General features: G+C 64.9%; 20 protein-coding genes. 9 read left to right on the forward strand and 11 right to left on the reverse strand.

What is annotated here, in order from left to right; translation table 11 throughout:
- Together ACO2Q5_RS06850 and ACO2Q5_RS06855 are read right to left on the reverse strand one after the other, a co-directional pair.
- Window positions 1–121, reverse strand: a 121-nt coding sequence (locus tag ACO2Q5_RS06850) for a GTP-binding protein (RefSeq protein ID WP_349375878.1), incomplete at its 3' end; no start/stop codon positions are given.
- A gap of 86 nt (window positions 122–207) precedes the next feature.
- Window positions 208–888, reverse strand: a complete 681-nt coding sequence (locus tag ACO2Q5_RS06855; RefSeq protein ID WP_423289262.1) for a hypothetical protein — start codon at window positions 886–888, stop codon at window positions 208–210.
- Window positions 889–1,006: 118 nt separating this feature from the next.
- Here ACO2Q5_RS06855 and ACO2Q5_RS06860 point away from each other — a divergent pair, with 118 nt between their 5' ends.
- Together ACO2Q5_RS06860 and ACO2Q5_RS06865 are read left to right on the forward strand one after the other, a co-directional pair.
- The gene (locus ACO2Q5_RS06860) at window positions 1,007–2,359 is read left to right on the forward strand and encodes a cytochrome P450 (RefSeq protein WP_423289264.1); all 1,353 of its coding nucleotides are present in this window, start codon (window positions 1,007–1,009) and stop codon (window positions 2,357–2,359) included.
- Between the two features lie 66 nt (window positions 2,360–2,425).
- Entirely contained in the window at window positions 2,426–2,875 is a 450-nt protein-coding gene (locus ACO2Q5_RS06865) for a hypothetical protein (RefSeq protein WP_423289266.1), read from the forward strand.
- 17 nt (window positions 2,876–2,892) lie between these two features.
- On the opposite strand, the gene ACO2Q5_RS06870 is transcribed toward ACO2Q5_RS06865, so the two are convergent.
- A complete protein-coding gene (locus ACO2Q5_RS06870; RefSeq protein ID WP_423289268.1) occupies window positions 2,893–5,196 on the reverse strand; it encodes a DNA topoisomerase IV subunit A in 2,304 nt (767 codons plus the stop codon).
- 161 nt (window positions 5,197–5,357) lie between these two features.
- Here ACO2Q5_RS06870 and ACO2Q5_RS06875 point away from each other — a divergent pair, with 161 nt between their 5' ends.
- The 6 genes from ACO2Q5_RS06875 to ACO2Q5_RS06900 all read left to right on the forward strand — a co-directional run bounded on the left by ACO2Q5_RS06875 (window position 5,358) and on the right by ACO2Q5_RS06900 (window position 9,562).
- The gene (locus ACO2Q5_RS06875) at window positions 5,358–5,951 is read left to right on the forward strand and encodes an SH3 domain-containing protein (protein WP_423289270.1); all 594 of its coding nucleotides are present in this window, start codon (window positions 5,358–5,360) and stop codon (window positions 5,949–5,951) included.
- A gap of 77 nt (window positions 5,952–6,028) precedes the next feature.
- On the forward strand, window positions 6,029–6,856 hold the full coding sequence (locus ACO2Q5_RS06880; protein WP_423289272.1) for an SDR family NAD(P)-dependent oxidoreductase: 828 nt from the start codon (window positions 6,029–6,031) through the stop codon (window positions 6,854–6,856).
- 73 nt (window positions 6,857–6,929) lie between these two features.
- A complete protein-coding gene (locus tag ACO2Q5_RS06885) occupies window positions 6,930–7,139 on the forward strand; it encodes a twin transmembrane helix small protein (RefSeq protein ID WP_423289274.1) in 210 nt (69 codons plus the stop codon).
- A complete protein-coding gene (locus ACO2Q5_RS06890) occupies window positions 7,139–7,717 on the forward strand; it encodes a cob(I)yrinic acid a,c-diamide adenosyltransferase (RefSeq protein ID WP_423289276.1) in 579 nt (192 codons plus the stop codon). The genes ACO2Q5_RS06885 and ACO2Q5_RS06890 overlap by 1 nt, the downstream gene beginning before the upstream one ends.
- 157 nt (window positions 7,718–7,874) lie before the next feature.
- Complete coding sequence (locus ACO2Q5_RS06895) at window positions 7,875–8,636, forward strand: electron transfer flavoprotein subunit beta/FixA family protein (protein ID WP_423289278.1); 762 nt, start codon at window positions 7,875–7,877, stop codon at window positions 8,634–8,636.
- Window positions 8,636–9,562, forward strand: a complete 927-nt coding sequence (locus ACO2Q5_RS06900; protein ID WP_423289280.1) for an electron transfer flavoprotein subunit alpha/FixB family protein — start codon at window positions 8,636–8,638, stop codon at window positions 9,560–9,562. Before ACO2Q5_RS06895 ends, ACO2Q5_RS06900 begins: the two co-directional genes overlap by 1 nt.
- Window positions 9,563–9,621: 59 nt before the next feature.
- On the opposite strand, the gene ACO2Q5_RS06905 is transcribed toward ACO2Q5_RS06900, so the two are convergent.
- Window positions 9,622–10,431, reverse strand: coding sequence for a DUF6473 family protein (locus ACO2Q5_RS06905; RefSeq protein ID WP_423289282.1), 810 nt, complete (start codon window positions 10,429–10,431; stop codon window positions 9,622–9,624).
- Between the two features lie 174 nt (window positions 10,432–10,605).
- On the opposite strand from ACO2Q5_RS06905, the gene ACO2Q5_RS06910 reads away from it, so the two are divergent.
- Entirely contained in the window at window positions 10,606–11,481 is an 876-nt protein-coding gene (locus ACO2Q5_RS06910; RefSeq protein WP_423289284.1) for a 3-hydroxybutyryl-CoA dehydrogenase, read from the forward strand.
- 86 nt (window positions 11,482–11,567) lie between these two features.
- Here ACO2Q5_RS06910 and ACO2Q5_RS06915 read toward each other — a convergent pair whose 3' ends face one another.
- Genes ACO2Q5_RS06915 through ACO2Q5_RS06945 form a run of 7 tightly spaced genes read right to left on the reverse strand, consistent with a single transcriptional unit; the run spans window position 11,568 to window position 16,923 of the window.
- Window positions 11,568–12,443, reverse strand: a complete 876-nt coding sequence (locus ACO2Q5_RS06915) for a lysophospholipid acyltransferase family protein (protein WP_423289286.1) — start codon at window positions 12,441–12,443, stop codon at window positions 11,568–11,570.
- A 48-nt stretch (window positions 12,444–12,491) separates the two neighbouring features.
- On the reverse strand, window positions 12,492–12,761 hold the full coding sequence (locus tag ACO2Q5_RS06920) for an HPr family phosphocarrier protein (RefSeq protein WP_423289288.1): 270 nt from the start codon (window positions 12,759–12,761) through the stop codon (window positions 12,492–12,494).
- A 9-nt stretch (window positions 12,762–12,770) separates the two neighbouring features.
- On the reverse strand, window positions 12,771–13,166 hold the full coding sequence (locus tag ACO2Q5_RS06925; protein ID WP_423289290.1) for a PTS sugar transporter subunit IIA: 396 nt from the start codon (window positions 13,164–13,166) through the stop codon (window positions 12,771–12,773).
- Window positions 13,163–14,104 carry an RNase adapter RapZ gene (gene rapZ / locus ACO2Q5_RS06930; RefSeq protein WP_423289292.1) on the reverse strand — a complete coding sequence of 314 codons (942 nt, stop codon included), beginning with the start codon at window positions 14,102–14,104 and terminating at the stop codon, window positions 13,163–13,165. Before rapZ ends, ACO2Q5_RS06925 begins: the two co-directional genes overlap by 4 nt.
- The gene (locus ACO2Q5_RS06935) at window positions 14,052–14,534 is read right to left on the reverse strand and encodes an HPr kinase/phosphorylase (RefSeq protein ID WP_423289294.1); all 483 of its coding nucleotides are present in this window, start codon (window positions 14,532–14,534) and stop codon (window positions 14,052–14,054) included. The genes rapZ and ACO2Q5_RS06935 overlap by 53 nt, the downstream gene beginning before the upstream one ends.
- Window positions 14,531–16,225 (reverse strand): sensor N-terminal transmembrane domain-containing protein, encoded by a 1,695-nt coding sequence (locus ACO2Q5_RS06940; RefSeq protein WP_423289296.1) that lies wholly within the window; start codon window positions 16,223–16,225, stop codon window positions 14,531–14,533. Before ACO2Q5_RS06940 ends, ACO2Q5_RS06935 begins: the two co-directional genes overlap by 4 nt.
- Window positions 16,222–16,923, reverse strand: a complete 702-nt coding sequence (locus tag ACO2Q5_RS06945; RefSeq protein WP_423289298.1) for a response regulator transcription factor — start codon at window positions 16,921–16,923, stop codon at window positions 16,222–16,224. Before ACO2Q5_RS06945 ends, ACO2Q5_RS06940 begins: the two co-directional genes overlap by 4 nt.
- Between the last annotated feature and the right edge of the window lie 159 nt (window positions 16,924–17,082).

Genomic DNA, 17,082 nt, shown 5'->3' on the forward strand with positions numbered 1-17,082 from the left:
CGCGGAACTCGCCGAAATACTTCGTGATCGCAGCCGTCAGCGTCGTCTTCCCGTGGTCAACGTGACCAATCGTCCCGATGTTGACGTGCGGTTTATTCCGTTCAAACTTTGCCTTCGCCATCGTGGCCGCCCTTCTCTGGGGGCCCGGACCGGGCCCTCGGTTCATACCGGCGGCGACTTATAGACGAAACTGCGGGAAATCAAGCCTCAGTTGGCAGGTTCAGCCACGGCGGCTGCAGGCGCGCCAGCTTCGGCGGCGGCCGCAGCCGGGGTGGCGGCTGCTGCCGGCTTGGCCTTGGCGGCCTCGATCGCGGCATCCCGGGCGGCAAGGGCCGTCTTCAGCTCTTCCTCGGTCATGCCGAACCATTCGGGATTGTCCAAAAGCCAGTCCTCGACCTTGCGCGCGGCGTTGAAAGCCAAGGCCTCCATCTGCTGCGCCTTGGAGCGGGTCAGGCCGGTGCCGATGACCGTATCGCCGGACAGGCTTTCAAAGACGGTGATCTGCTTGCCCTCGGGGTTCAGCTTTTTCTGCGCCGCATCGTCCCAGATGTTCGCCGTGATCACCAGAATCGATTTCGGCGCCGCAACGACCGGGATACCGGGCGGGGCCAGCGCATAGGCATCAATCGAAATGCCGATATTATAGGCCTTGGTTCCCGGATAGCGCGCCGCGCCGAAACGGTCGTCCACGGCCTTGGTGATCGCCGCTTCCCATTCGGCGGGCGTGGCCGGGCGGCTGATCGGCACCATCTGCACATTGTCTGCCACCGCGATGTTCAGGCCAAGCGCGAAGGGGCCCAGCGGCATCGGCGGCTCGGCCAGATCGTTGCGGGCGCAGGCGGCCAGAAGACCAAGGGCAAGAAGGGCAGCAATCGGGCGGGCGGGCATGAACGCGGGTCTCCGGCTGAACTGACCCTCAGGGATAGCCGCAACGATCCGGCACCGCAACGGGCCGTGCAAAGTGCTGCGCCCGCACCTACATTCCCCGGTGAAGGAGAGCGATCAGATGACCGAAGCCCCGACCGCACTGCCCGTCCGGGTGCCGCTGGCGACCGAACCGCTTGGTTTGCGGGGCAGCCTGCGGGCCGCACGGCGCAATGTGCTGGAGATGATCCCCGAGATCGCCACCCATGCGCCGATCCTGTCAGGCAACACCGGACGGCGCTGGCATATGGTCATGGACCCCGAGGCGTTGCGCCACATCCTGCGGGACAATCTGGCAAACTACCCGAAGTCACTGGTGACGAAGCTGATCCTTGAACCCGCCATCGGGGACAGCCTGTTCGTGGCGGAAGGGGCGGAATGGCACTGGCAGCGCCGCACCGCCGCGCCGGTGTTTTCGCACCGCAACGTGGCGGCGCTGGCCCCGGTGATGACCGCAGCAGCAGAGCGCACCTGCGGGCGGCTGGTGCCCGGCCGCGCGGCGAACCTGTTCGACGAGATGGTCACGGCGACCTTTGAGGTGATCTCGGACGTCACCTTTTCCGGCGGGCGACAGTTCGACCGTGACGCGATCCACCGCGCCATTGAGCAGTATATCGCCCAGACGGCCAAGGTTTCGTTTCTGGACATGCTGGGGGCGCCCGCCTGGGTGCCGCGGCCGCACCGCCTGCTGACCGGGGCGGCGATGCGGCAGACGAAGCTTTTGGCGGACCGGGCGATCCATGCCCGCCGAGCCGAGGGGGCGCATGTGCCGCCCGATCTGCTGGACCTGCTGCTGGCGGGGGAGGAGCCGGAGACCGGGCGCAAGATGACCACGGATGAGCTGCGCGACAACCTGCTGACCTTCATCGTGGCCGGGCATGAGACGACGGCGCTGACCTTGTCCTGGGCGCTCTATCTCTGCGCCTTCGATCCCGCCGTTCAGACCGCCGCCCGGGCCGAGGCGCAAGCCGCGTTGCAGGGCCGGGCCGCCACCGTGGCCGACCTGCCCGCCCTGCCCCTGACCCGCCGTATCGTGGACGAGGCTTTGCGGCTTTATCCACCCGCCGCCTTTCTATCGCGCACGGCACAGGCCCCGGATGAGCTGTGCGGGCGCGAAGTGCGGCGCGGCGATACCGTCATCCTGCCGATCTATGCGCTGCACCGCCACCATGCCCTGTGGCAAAACCCCGATGCCTTTGACCCCGCCCGCTTTGCCGATCCGCGCGCGGTGCTGCGGTTCCACTACCTTCCCTTCGGTGACGGGCCGCGGATCTGCATCGGGGCGAGTTTCGCCCTGCAGGAGGCGGTGATCATCCTTGCCACCCTGCTGTCGCGGTTCCGCTTTGCGCTGATCCCCGGCAGGGCGCCGAAGCCGGTGATGATCCTGACCCTGCGGCCCGAAGGTGGGGTCTGGCTGCGGGTCGATGCAGCGTGACGGTTGCCCGCGCTTGACGGAATTTCCCGGCCATGCACCTCTGCGGCATTCGCAATGGAGATATTCATGAACCGCCTGCCGCTTGTTCTTTTCACCAGTGCTGTGCTTCTGGCCGGTCCGGCCCTGTCGCAGACCCCGTCCACCGTGACGGTCGAGATCACATTCTCGGAAAAAGCGCTGGCCGAACTGACCTCGCGCGGCGAGGCGGTCACCGTTTCGGGCTATTGGATGGGCGATCCGGCCCCCGGCGCCACCCTGCCCGTGAATGAGATCGGCACGATCTTCCTTCTGACCGAAGACCTGACGCTCTGGCCCGGTCCGGTGACGGTGACGCTGGGGTCGGCCCTTGCCTCCGCCCCGGTAGATCAGGTGGTGGAGCCGATGCTGAACGTCAACGTCTACTCGGCCCGCTGGACCAGCGACGACAATCTGCTCGATTGCGGGCTGGTCGATGACCTGCTGTCGAAGCTGACCGCCGCCCCGCAGAAGATGCAGTGCAAGCTGATCGGGGAATGACCCCGATCAGATGAACCTCAGTTGAAGCGGTTGTCGCGCGGGAAACCGCGCGGCGCCATCTTGCCGGTGCCTGCCCGCGCGCCCAGCCATTCGGCAAGGTCCGCCTCGGTCCGGGTGCGGCCTGCGGGGTCTTTCCACGACAGGCCCTGCGCCAGTGCGAAGGTGATGGCATCAGACAGCCCGCCATCCTTGTACTTCTGCAACCGCACACCCTTGCCCTTGGCCATTTCCGGCAGCTCGGACAGCGCAAAAACCAGCATCTTGCGGTTGTCGCCCACCACGGCGACATGATCGCCCGCCACCGGACGGCACAGCGCGGCCTTCACCCCGTCGCGCACGGTCAGCACCTGCTTGCCCGCCTTGGTCTGGGCCACCAGCTCTTCCGCCGGCACGATGAACCCGTCCCCGGCGGTGGAGGCGACCATGTATTTCACCCCCGCGCGCCAGACGATCATATCGGTCATGCCGGTGTCGTTCGGCAGGTCCACCATCAGCCGCAAGGGTTCGCCCATGCCGCGCCCGCCGGGCAGGTTCGCGCCCACCAGCGTGTAGAACCGCCCGTTTTCGGCCACGATCAGGATCTTGTCTGTCGTCTCGGCATGGAAGGCGAAGCGGGGGCCGTCTCCATCCTTGAACTTCTGTTCGGTCGTCAGGTCCACATGGCCCTTCATCGCCCGGATCCAGCCCATGCGCGAACAGATCACGGTGATCGGCTCCCGCTCGATCATCGCCTCGAACGGCACCACCTCGACCTCTCCCGCATCGGCGAAATCGGTGCGGCGGTCGCCAAGCGCGGTGCCCTTGCCGAACTTCTGGCGGATCTCTTCCAGCTCTTCGCCGATCCGCTTCCATTGCAGGCGATCGCTGTCCAGAAGATCAGCCAGCCCGGCGCGTTCTTCCATCAGCGCGTCCCGCTCGCGTCGCAGTTCGATCTCTTCCAGACGGCGCAGACTGCGCAGCCGCATGTTCAGGATCGCCTCGGCCTGAATCTCGGTCAGCTCGCCTTCACCCGGAGCGGGCGGGGCATAATCCTTTTCGGACAGGGCGCGCGGAAAATCGCGGCCCCATGTCTCGCGCATCAGCGCGGATTTGGGATCTTCGTCATAGCGGATGATGTCGATCACCCGGTCAAGGTTCAGATAGGCGATGATGAAGCCTTCCAGAACCTCCAGCCGGTGGTCGATCTTCTCGATCCGGTGCTCGCTCCGCCGCCGCAACACCTCGCGCCGGTGGTTCAGGAAGGCCTCCAGCACTTCCTTCAGGCCGCAGACCTTGGGCACCCGGCCGTCGATCAGCACGTTCATGTTCAGGTTGAAGCGGATTTCCAGATCGCTGTTCTTGAACAGCATGCCCATCAGCATGTCGGGATCGACCGTCCGGGCCCGCGGCTCGATGATCAGCCGCACATCCTCGGCCGATTCGTCACGCACATCGGCCAGAAGCGGGATCTTCTTCGTCTCGATCAGCTCGGCCAGCTTCTCGATCAGCTTGGACTTCTGCACCTGATACGGGATCTCGGTGACGACGATCTGCCAGTTGCCGCGGCCCAGATCCTCTTTCTCCCACCGGGCGCGCAGACGGAAGGCGCCGCGGCCGCTGGTATAGGCGTCCAGAATGCTGTCGCGCGGTTCGACCAGAATGCCACCCGTGGGGAAATCCGGGCCGGGGATATGCGCCATCAGCGCCTCGGTCGTGATTCCGGGGTCCTTCAGCATCGCCTGACAACCAAGGATCAGCTCATCAAGGTTGTGCGGCGGGATGTTCGTGGCCATCCCCACGGCAATACCGCTGGAGCCGTTGGCCAGAAGGTTGGGAAAGGCGGCCGGCATGACGACCGGCTCTTCCAGGGTGCCGTCATAGTTCGGGCGGAAGTCGACCGCGTTTTCGGTCAGCCCTTCCATCAGCGTCTCGGCCAGCGCGGTCAGCCGGGCTTCGGTGTAGCGGCTGGCGGCCGGGCCGTCGCCGTCGATGTTGCCGAAGTTGCCCTGCCCGTCCACCAGCGGGTAGCGCACGGCAAAATCCTGCGCCAGACGCGCCATCGCATCATAGATCGCCGCATCGCCGTGGGGGTGATAGTTGCCCATCACATCGCCCGCGATCTTGGCCGATTTGCGGAAGCCGCCGGTCGCGGTCAGCCGCAGCTCGCGCATGGCGAAGAGGATTCGCCGGTGCACAGGCTTCAGCCCGTCACGCGCATCGGGCAGCGCGCGGTGCATGATCGTGGACAAAGCATAGGTCAGATAGCGTTCGCCGATAGCGCGCGACAGCGGCTCGGCTACGGTCAGACCATAGGACTTGGGATCGTCATCTTCATCGGACATGAATGTGGTGTATGTCGGTCCCGCGCCGCGGTCCAGCCGGTTTGCGGGCAAGATTGCCGGGAACCTGATGCAGCTTCGCAAAGTTTCCCCTGCGACCGCCCCTGATTTGTGCTAAAGATGACTCGACTGCTGCCAAAGTCTCCAAAGTCTCCGGTGTTTCCATGCTTCGTCTAGTGGTGCTTCTGGGTGCCGTGATGTTCGTCACCCTATTGATTGCCGGGGAAGACCGCGGCCAGATGCGGCCCGGACTGGCCGCGGCCGTTGCTGGCGGAGGTGAGGTGGTGGTCCTGTCGCGACCCGCCGCCACTGCGCCCGCACTCCCGGTGGTCGAGATCGCGCCCGCCCCTCAGATTGCAAGCGTGACGCCCGCCAAGGTGGTGCCTGCCGTGGCGGAGGTCGCCCCGGCACCTCAGCCCGTGGCCGAACGTACCCGCCGGGCGGAGCCGGTCTTCACCCTGTCCGCCCTGCCAAGTATCGGTGGGGATCAGGTCTCCGTCGACGAAGCCTCTTACGCGGTGGATGAAGCTGCGGCGCATGACGCCCCTGCCGCAGCCGGAGACATCTATGTCGTCACCGCCAGTTCGGTGAATGTCCGCCTTGGCCCCTCGACCTATGATGGCGTGGTCGGAAAACTCTGGGGCGGAGAGGAAGTCCGCCTCTTGTCGCCCATTGATGCGGAATGGGTCGAAGTGGTCATCGAAGGCGATGGTCTACGCGGCTATGTCGCCTCGCGTTTCCTGGTCCCGGCATTCTGACGTTCTGATCGCATTTGACGCCCCCGGCCTTTTCCGCCTAAGCCTTCGGGCAAAAAGCGGGCAGGATACGGCAGATCATGGACAGAACAATCCTCATCACCGGCTGTTCTTCGGGCATCGGTCTGGACGCCGCGCGCGGTCTGAAAGCGCGCGGCTGGCGCGTCTTTGCAACCTGCCGGAAAGAGGCCGACTGCGCCCGCCTGCGGGCCGAGGGATTGGAAAGCTTCGTTCTTGATTATTCCGACGAGGCCAGCATCGCCGCCGCCGTGGAAGAGGTGAAGACCCGAACCGGAGGCACGCTGGACGCGCTGTTCAACAACGGTGCCTATGCATGCCCCGGCGCGGTGGAGGATCTGCCCCGTGGCGCCCTGCGCGAGATCTTTGAAACGAACCTCTTTGGCGTCCACGACCTGACCCGCCGGGTGATCCCGCTGATGCGGGCGCAGGGGCACGGACGGATCGTCAACTGCTCCTCGGTTCTGGGGATTGTCGGTGCGAAATGGCGCGGCGCCTATGCCGCCACAAAATTCGCCATGGAGGGCCTGACCGACATCCTGCGGCTGGAGATGAAGGGCACCGGAATTGACATTATCCTGATCGAGCCGGGACCCATCGGCACGCTGATCCGCCAGAACTCCATCCCGCATTTCGAAAAATGGATCGACTGGCAGAATTCGCCCCGCGCCGCAGAATACCAAACCCTGCTGCATCGCCTCTACAAACCGAAGGACAAGCCCGACACGTTCGAGCTGATCCCCGCAGCGGTGACGAAAAAGCTGGTCCATGCGGTGGAAAGCCGCCGGCCCCGCGCGCGCTATTACGTGACCCTGCCCACCCATATTGCCGGTCTGGGCCGCCGCCTTTTGTCCAGCCGCGCGCTGGACTGGCTGGTCGCGCGGGGGTGATCATCCGCGGGCGGGAAGGCGCTTCGCTTTCCCGCGAAAACGCCGTAGACCAGTGCCAACCGGAGGCACACCCATGATGAACGATCCGCTGTTCCTGCTTGCCGCCTTTGCCGCATTGGTGGTGGCCGCCATCCTGCTGTTCGGGATCGGCACCTTCGCCAAGGGCGGCGAGTTCAACAAACGCAATGCCAACAAGATCATGCGCTGGCGGCTGATCGCGCAATTCATTGCCGTGGTGCTGATCGTGGGCTTTGCCTGGCTGCGCTCTCGCGGGGGGAACTGATGGTCGTTTTGTCGAAAATCTACACGCGCACCGGCGACAAGGGCGAAACCGCGCTTGGCAACGGCGCGCGGGTGCCGAAATTTTCGCATCGCGTGGGCGCCTATGGCACCGTCGATGAGACGAATGCCACGGTCGGCCTTGCCCGACTGCATGCCACGGGCGATCTGGACGCGGCGCTGGCGCGGATCTCCAACGATCTGTTCGATCTGGGCGCCGATCTCTGCACCCCCGACCGCGACAAGGATGCCGATCTGCCCTATACACCGCTGCGCATGATCGACGCGCAGGTCGACCGGCTGGAACGCGAGATCGACGCGATGAACACGAAGCTGACGCCGCTGCGCAGCTTCATCCTGCCGGGCGGCAGCGCGCTGGCCGCCCATCTGCACCTGTGCCGCACCGTCTGCCGCCGGGCCGAGCGTCTGGTGGTCGAACTGGCCGCCGAAGAGGATGTGAATCCCGCCGCCGTGAAATATCTGAACCGGCTGTCGGACTGGTTCTTCGTGGCTGGCCGCATCGCCAATGACGACGGCAAGGCGGATGTCCTCTGGGTGCCCGGGCTGACACGCGAAGGTTGAGCAGCCCCTGCCGTCAGGGCACCGTGCAGATGCGGCAACGTGACGTCCCGCGCAATAATCTGTCGCATTTGCTCTGTTGAATCGGCCCCTGTTGCGGTAACAGGCCTGTGGGAGCTTGAACGGGTGCCTCGCGCGCCCTGGAACTGGAGAGATCCGCATGAAGGTCTTGGTGCCTGTCAAACGTGTGATTGACTACAACGTTAAGGTCCGGGTGAAATCGGACGGTTCGGGTGTCGATCTTGCGAATGTGAAGATGTCGATGAACCCCTTTGACGAGATTGCCGTGGAGGAGGCGATCCGTCTGAAGGAGAAGGGGATCGCGACCGAGGTTGTGGTCGTCTCCATCGGCGTGAAACAGGCGCAGGAAACCCTGCGCAATGCGCTGGCCATGGGCGCGGATCGGGCGATCCTGATCGAAGCCACGACGGATGTGCAGACCGACATTGAACCTTTGGCCGTGGCCAAGCTGCTGGCCGCGGTGGTGAAGGACGAGGCGCCGGGCCTGGTTCTGGCGGGCAAGCAGGCCATCGACAATGACATGAACGCGACGGGCCAGATGCTGGCCGCGCTTCTGGGCTGGGCACAGGGCACCTTTGCCAGCGAGCTGGTGATCGAAGGCGAGACCGCGAAGGTCACCCGCGAAGTGGACGGCGGGTTGCAGACGATCAGCGTGAAGCTGCCCGCGATCATCACGGTCGACCTGCGGCTGAACGAGCCGCGCTATGCCAGCCTGCCGAACATCATGAAGGCCAAGGCCAAGCCCTTGGCCGCCAAGACCCCGGCTGACTATGGCGTGGACGTGGCGCCGCGGCTGACCGTGGTCAAGACGGTCGAACCCGCGGGCCGCAAGGCCGGGGTCAAGGTCGGTTCGGTGGACGAGCTGATCGCGAAACTGAAAGACGAAGCGGGGGTGATCTGATGGCCGTTCTCCTGATTGCCGATGTGAATGACGGACAGCTTGCGACCGATTCGGTTGCCAAAGCCCTAACGGCGGTGGCCTCGCTGGGCGATGTGCACGTCCTCGTGGCGGGCGCGGGCACCGATGGGGCGGCGGCCGAGGCGGCCAGGCTGTCGGGCGTGGCGAAGGTTCTGGTGGCGGGTGACGCGGCCTACAGCCATGGGCTGGCAGAGGCGACGGCCGATCTGGTCGTGGCTTTGTCCAAGGATTACAGCCACATCGCCGGTGCGGCGACCGCGTTCAACAAGAACCTGCTGCCGCGCGTGGCGGCGCTTCTGGACGTGATGGTGATCTCTGACGTGACCGCCGTTATCGATTCCGAAACCTTTGAGCGGCCAATCTACGCCGGCAATGCGATCCAGACGGTGAAGTCCGGGGACAAGGTCAAGGTGTTCTCGGTGCGGACGGCGGCGTTTTCGGCGGCACCTGCGGGTGGCGCAGCGGCGGTTGAGGCCATATCGGGCCCGGCCGGTGCCGGTCTGTCGTCCTGGGTGGAAGACAAGGTCGCCGCCTCGGACCGGCCGGAGCTGACCTCCGCGAAGATCGTGGTCTCGGGCGGTCGCGGCGTCGGCTCGAAAGAGAGCTTCGAGATCATCGAGGCGCTGGCCGACAAGCTGGGCGCCGCCGTGGGCGCGTCCCGCGCGGCGGTCGATTCCGGCTATGCGCCGAACGACTGGCAGGTGGGCCAGACCGGCAAGGTCGTGGCGCCGCAGCTTTACGTCGCGGTCGGGATCTCGGGCGCGATCCAGCACCTTGCGGGCATGAAGGACAGCAAGGTCATCGTCGCGATCAACAAGGACGAAGAGGCACCCATCTTCCAGGTCGCCGACTATGGCCTCGTGGGCGACCTCTTCACCCTCGTCCCGGAACTCACCGGAAAGCTCTGACAGCGCCGGTCAAGCCATTACAGGTCAAATCACACGGGGCGCCCCAAGGGCGCCCCGTTTCACATCAGACGGCGGGAAATGGCGGCGCCCAGCAGATCCGCCGCTTCCGCATGGGCCGAAGCGCCGGGACTACCCCGCTCTCCGGCCCGCATCGACAAGGATGCCGGGCGCTTTGCTTTCTCGTCACGGACAACATGCACGATGATGTCATCGACCAGCGGGCGCAGCCGGTCCAGCATGGTCTGATCGACAAGCTCAGGCTCCTGCCACGGCTCGCCTCCGTGCTGCGGTGGCGGCGTTCCGGCGATCCAGTACAGCACCCGCCGTTCCGGCATTGTCTGCAGCACCGCGATCATGCGCTGCTGCCAGACCGCACGCAGTTCCGCGGCCACCGGGCGGAACCTCTCCTCCCCCCGGGAGCGGAGGGTCTGCACCAGATGGCGGGTGAAGTGGATTTCGGTAAAGTCCAGATCATCATAGAGGGCGCGCAGCAGGGGTGAGGCAGCAATGAAGCGGTCATTTCTCCGCGGATGCACCGTGTAGTAGCGGTTCGACAGATTGATCGCCCCCACCACCTGCATCACACCGAACCTTGCCCCGCGGATGACACCGGTCAAAGCCGGATCCTGCAGCCACAGATCCGGCCCGGCATGGATGCAGGCAAGGTTCACCACCGGCGTGCCAAGCTTCCGCTCCAGCAGCAGCGGAAACGGCGCCGGAACGAAACGTCCGAATGTCTCGCTCCCGCCCAGGGTCACGATATAGTCGCCGCCCAGATCGCGGCGGGGGCCCCGGAATGTCAGCCGTGACCCGCCGTAATGGCAGGGGAAATAGTCCGGCGCCCCCGCACCGGCATGCCCAAGTTCCATGCGCGTCACCCATCCTTCACAACACCCGGGCCAAAGCATGAAGGCCAAAGCCTTTCCAAATGACTAAACCATGACCTTTCCGTCGAATTGTTCCTTCTTCCCGGCCCGGCCCTGCCCCCTTGCCCTGCCCCGGTGCCGGGCCTAGAGTTCCGCGGAACGAAGAAGAGGGCAGTCATGGACATCCGCACAGTCGGCATCGTGGGCGCGGGGCAGATGGGCAACGGCATCGCCCATGTTTTTGCGCTGGCCGGATATGAGGTGCTGCTGAACGATATCAGCGACGAGTCCCTGAAAAGCGCGCTGGCCACGGTGGACCGCAATCTGGAACGTCAGGTCGGCCGCGGCAAGATCAGCGCCGAGGCGAAGGCCGCGGCCATGGCCCGCATCCGCACCACGATGAAGCTGTCCGATCTGGGGCCGACGGATCTGGTGATCGAGGCCGCGACGGAGCGGGAGACGGTCAAGCAGGCGATCTTCGAGGATCTGCTGCCGCATCTGAAGCCGACAACGATCCTGACCTCCAACACCTCATCCATCTCGATCACCCGGCTGGCCAGCCGCACCGACCGGCCGGAAAAGTTCATGGGCTTCCACTTCATGAACCCGGTGCCGGTGATGCAGCTGGTGGAACTGATCCGCGGCATCGCCACCGATCAGGACACCTATCAGACCCTGCACCGGGTGGTGGAAAGCCTGGGCAAGACCGCCGCCAGCGCCGAGGATTTCCCGGCCTTCATCGTGAACCGCATCCTGATCCCGATGATCAACGAGGCGGTCTATACGCTGTATGAAGGCGTCGGCAACGTGCGGTCCATCGACGAATCGATGAAACTGGGCGCCAATCACCCGATGGGACCGCTGGAGCTGGCAGATTTCATCGGGCTGGACACCTGCCTTGCCATCATGAACGTGCTGTATGATGGGCTGGCGGATACCAAATACCGCCCCTGCCCGCTGCTGACCAAATATGTCGAGGCGGGATGGCTGGGCCGCAAGACCAAGCGCGGCTTCTACGACTACCGGGGCGAAATTCCGGTGCCGACGCGCTGAGACCGGCTCCTCTGGCAACTTCGTCTTTTTGTCGCGGGCCTGTCCCTTCGACGAGAGGGCGAAGCGCTAAACGAAGGACCGCTGCCTTACCTGCCGAGAGAGAGCGTATGCTCGCGCAGCCAGGCCAGAAAGCCGCGGGGATTGCCTTCCCAGTTCTTTAGCTCGCTTGCCGGAATGGGCTGACCGATCACCGGACGCTGCGGCCTGAACAGCACACGCTTGATCTCATAAAGCAGCAGCCCCTGCCGCAGCGTGTCCGAGAGGCGGTTGGCAATCTGGAACGCCCGGCTGTTCTGTCCCGGAAAGAAGATCGGCAGGATCGTGGCCCCTGAAGAGCGCACGATCTTGTGGGTGAAGACGTTCCATTCCGCCTCGACCGCGGGGCCGAACCATGTTTCGGACATGGCCACCTTGCCCGCCGGGAACAGGATGATCACCCCGCCCGCCTTGAGATGGGCCATGGTTTCGTCCCGCATCTTCAGCCCCAGCTCCCGCGCATTGTCCTCATGCGGGAAGGGGACGGGGATCATGAATTCCTCGACCTCGGGGATGCCGGTCAGCAGACTGCGGGTCAGGATCTTGAAGTCCGACCGGACGCGGCACACCATCTCGGCCATGATCATGCCATCCACCAGCCCCGAGGGATGGTTGGCCACCACGACCACAGGCCCGGTCTTCGGGATACGGGCAATTTCCTCGGCCGGGGTGTCGATCCTGATGCCCATATGGCGAATCGCCTTGGGCCAGAACGGGGCACCGAAGGGCGCACCCGATTTCTCGAAACTGCGGATCAGCCGCAGGAGCTGCACCTTCGCGGTCAGCCATTCCAACGCGCGGATGGTGCCTGCCTTGAACGGGTTGCGGAAGGTCCCCGCATAGGACAGCCGGCGCATGTCATAAGGGCGGTCCGCCTTGGTCTGCGCGGGCGCGGCCTCGGATGCGATCTGGCTGTGTTCGGTCACGGATGGGTCCTTGCGGGCGTCACCGGCAGAAGACGGCGGTGACAGTCTTCAATAATCCTCTCCGAAGCGCCCGGCAACCAGAGCCTCCAGCGCATCGGCAAGTTTCTCCGCCTCGGCCCCCGATGTCGTCACGTCAATCGTCGTCCCGCGCGAAGCGGCCAGCATCAAGAGGCCCATGATGCTGTCGCCCGAAACCTCCATTCCGTCACGGGCCACCAGCGCGCGCGCGTCATGCGCCTCGACCACCTCGACAAATTTGGCGCTGGCCCGGGCATGCAGGCCCTTCTCATTCACAATGCGGAAACTGCGCGACGACATACTGGTCCTTCACGCCCCGCCGCCAAGGTCGAGGCTGTTGATATATTTGCGCCCGGCATCCAGCGCGGCGGCCACGGCATCGGGCACCGGCAGTTCGCGCGATTTGGCCAGCTTGATCAGCATGGGCAGGTTCGCACCGTAAAGGATACGCCGCCCGCTGGCCGCACAGGCCGGAAGCGACAGGTTCGACGGGCTGCCCCCGAACATGTCGGTGACGACCACGACGCCCTGCCCCGCATCGACCGAATTCGCCGCGGCGATGATCTCTGCCTGTTTCTGGCCGCGGTCGTGATCGTCCTCGATCGCGATGGCCCGCATGCCGTCCTGTTTGCCCACCACATGTTCGACCGCGGAAAGATATTCCCGCGCCAGTCCCCCATGAGCGACGATGACGATCCCGATCAAGCGCCAGACACCCTGCCTGCTGGGGCGGCGGCTGCGACCGTGCCCTTGCGTTCCAGTTCCCTGTGCCGTTTTGCCACCGGCCAGCCCGCCTGCGCAAGGGCAGCGCCCATCATTTCGGCAACAGCAACCGATCTGTGTTGCCCGCCGGTGCAGCCAAAGCCGATGGAAAGGTGGGCCTTGCCCTCATCCAGATGGGCCGGAAGAAGAAATTCCACCATATCCTGCAACCTGCGGAAGAAACCCTCGAACCGCGGATCGGTTCGGATGTAATCCGCCACCTCGGAATCGCGGCCGTCCAACGGGCGCAGCGCGGGATTCCAATAGGGATTCGCCAGAAACCGGCAGTCAAAGATCATGTCGACGCCGCGCGGCACCCCGCGTTTGTAGCTGAAGGATTGCAGCGAGACCGCCAGCCGCCGGGTCTCTCCCTTGTCGAACCAGCGCGCAAGATCGGCCTTCAGGTCATGGGGGGACAGGTCGGTGGTGTCGATCAGATGATCCGCCCGCACCCGGATCGGCGCCAGCAGGTCCATCTCCCGCTCGATCCCTTCGGCCGGGGTCTCGGCCGGGGCCAGCGGATGGCGGCGACGGGTTTCCGAGAAACGGCGGATCAGTTCGGCCGGGGAGCAGTCCAGATACAGCACCTCCAGCGCAACGCGCGGATCGGCCGTCAGCCCGTCGATCAGCTCGATCAGCGCCGTGGCGTTGAAATCACGGTTGCGCACATCAAGGCCCAATGCGATCGGCCGCCCCATCGGCGGCCCATCCAGCAGCCGCGGCACCAGGCTGAGCGGGATGTTGTCGATCCCCTCATAGCCCAGATCCTCCAGCACCCGGATGGCCGTGGTCCGGCCGGCGCCCGAAGGGCCGGTGACCAGCGTCAGCCTATGTTCCTGCGACAGGTCCGTTTCCGGCACGATCACATCCCCCGCCGTCATGGCGCCCGCCTGCCAGAATAAGCAGGATCGACTCGGAAAGATGGTCGTTTTGCGGCCGCAGCACAAGCGGAACCGGCATTCCCAACAGCGTGATGCTGCGAAGCGGCGGCAGGCGCGCGGTCTCTTCCTGCGCCAGATCGACGGCCAGGGCGACGGGCACCCTGTCGGAATAGGGAACCCGCAGCAGGCCGATGCCGCGGGATTCGATGACCCCGCGCAGATCGGGGCGCGGACAGCAGGCGATCAGCCCCTCCGCCCCAGCCTCAACTTCCGTCAGATCATCCGAGACCAGATGCGCCCCGAGGGCCAGCATACGGATCGCCAGCGACGACTTCCCCGCCCCCGAAGGCCCAAGGATCAGGACGGCGCGGCCCGCATGGGCCACGGCGGTTGCATGCAGCAGCTCGCGCCGGGGCGCGGCCGGTATCACACCGGCAGGCCCACGACGAAGCGCGCGCCCAGCGGTTCGCTCGACTGGTCGGCGGCGGTCGGGCGAATGTTCTCGGCCCAGATCACCCCGCCATGCGCCTCGACGATCTGTTTCGAGATCGCCAGCCCCAGACCGGAATGGTTGCCGAAATCGCCCTGCGGCCGTTCGGAATAGAACCGCTTGAACACCTTGGTCAGCGCCTGTTCCGGGATACCGGGTCCGGTATCTTCCACCACCACAAGCACCCGGTTGTCGCGGCGCCGCGCCCAGACCCGGACGGCATCACCCTCTTCGCAGAAGGATGTCGCATTGGTGATCAGGTTGACAAAGACCTGCGCCAGCCGCGCTTCCAACCCGCGGATCACGATGGGCTCATCCGGGAGGTCGGTGATGAAGTCCACGCCCTTCTCCCCCGCCTGCTGGCCCAAATACTGGGTCAGGTTGGACAGGGTCCGGATCAGGTTGAACTCTTCTTCCTCTTCCTTCACCAGTTCGCTGTCCAGCCGCGAGGCGTTGGAAATGTCGCTGACCAGCCGGTCGAGCCGCCGCACGTCATGTTCGATGACATCCAGCAGCTTGTCGCGCTGTTCTTCCTTCTTGACGAAGCGCAGGCTGCCCACGGCCGACCGCAGCGAGGCGAGCGGGTTCTTGATCTCATGGCTGACATCGGCGGCGAATTGTTCGTTCGCGTCGATCCGGTCATAAAGCGCGGCCACCATGCCCCGCATCGCCACCGACAGCCGCCCGATCTCATCGGGGCGGGCGGCCAGATCGGGAATGCGGACGCGGCCCGCGGCCACGCGGCCATGGTCCCGCTCCCGCCCGATTTCGGCCGCGACGGCAAGGTCCGACAGCGGATTGGCAATGGTCGAGGCCAGGACCAGCGACAGGCCGATGGACACCAGCAGCGCGATGACGAACATCTGCAGGATCTGTTCCCGCTCATACCGGACCAGCGCGTCGATCTCTCCGGCAGCAGAGGTCATGGCGAGAACGCCGACAATCTGTCCATTGCGCATCAGCGGCGTGGCCACGGCAAACCAGGTGCGGCCCTGATCATCCTGACCGGTCGCCGAAGCGGTGGTCCCGGACTGTGCCCCGGGCAACACCTCCTGCGCCAGCGCGGCACCGTCTAGCGGCACTTCGGGGCCGGGGCGGACAGAAAGCAGACCCGAGACACCGTCCCAGATCGCATTGAGAAAATCCGTGATGACGGTGGACCGCCCGCGCGATCCCGCATCCGGGGTCAGCGCCGGACCGGCCGCACGGGTGACCTCGGCCCCGGCCGCATCGTAGACGAAGGCTTCGACACCCGCCGTCAGTTCCACCTGCCGCAGCGCCGCCGCAGCATCGGCTACTCCTGCAGCTGCGGGCAGATCCCCCGACAGACCCGCAGCGATCAGCTCAGCCTCGCGCGACAGCGCGGCCTCGCGCTGCACCACCAAACTGTCCCGGAACGGGTTCAGGAACAGAACCCCCGCCACCAGGATGACCAGCGCCATCAGGTTGAAAATGATGATCTTCCGCGCCAGCGGGCTGCGGTTCAGCGACACCAGCCCGCCCCGCGGGCGATCCTCGCGCAGGGAGTCGACGGTGCTGTCGGGCGACACCCAGTCTTCACCCAGCAGCACATCACCGGCTTTGCGGGGGCGTGGTTCTTCCATGATGGAGATGCGCGGGGCGATGATCATTCTTCGTTGTATCGGTAGCCGATCCCATACAGCGTCTCGATCGCCGAGAATTCCTCATCGACCGAGCGCATCTTCTTGCGCAGCCGCTTGATATGGCTGTCGATGGTGCGGTCGTCGACATAGACCTGATCGTCATAGGCCACATCCATCAGCTGATCGCGGCTTTTCACAAAGCCGGGACGCTGCGCCAGCGCCTGCAAGAGCAGGAATTCCGTGACCGTCAGCGAGACATCCTTGCCCTTCCACATCACCGAATGGCGCAGCGGATCCATCCGCAGGTTGCCACGTTCGATGATCTTGCTTTCCTCGGTCACCGGCACCTCTCCGGTCGAGACTGCCTCCTGCCGACGCAAAAGCGCGCGGATGCGTTCGACCAGCAGCCGCTGGCTGAAGGGCTTCTTCACATAATCGTCCGCGCCCATACGCAGGCCCAGAACCTCGTCGATCTCATCATCCTTGGAGGTGAGGAAGATCACCGGCATCGTGGTCTTCTGCCGCAGCCGCTGCAGCAGGTCCATGCCGTCCATCCGGGGCATCTTGATGTCCAGCACCGCCATATCGGGCATCCGCCGGTTGAAGGCATCCAGCGCCGACTGGCCGTCATTGTAGGTTTCCACCTCAAAGCCTTCGGCTTCGAGAGTCATCGAGACGGACGTCAGGATGTTCCTGTCGTCGTCCACAAGGGCGATGCGCGACATGTGTGTTCCGATCCTGCTCAGGTTCTTCTGTTTTCCGCCATAATCCGCAAAGCAGCCGCCGGAATCAACACAAAAGCGAATCACCCCGGGCCTGCACCCTGTCAGTCCAGCGCAAAACTCCTGACACATGACTAATTTGTCTCAGTTCCCGGGCAGGCC

The sequence above is a fragment of the Neotabrizicola sp. VNH66 genome (genome assembly GCF_049445895.1).
In the GTDB taxonomy this organism is placed as follows: Bacteria; Pseudomonadota; Alphaproteobacteria; order Rhodobacterales; family Rhodobacteraceae; genus Pseudogemmobacter.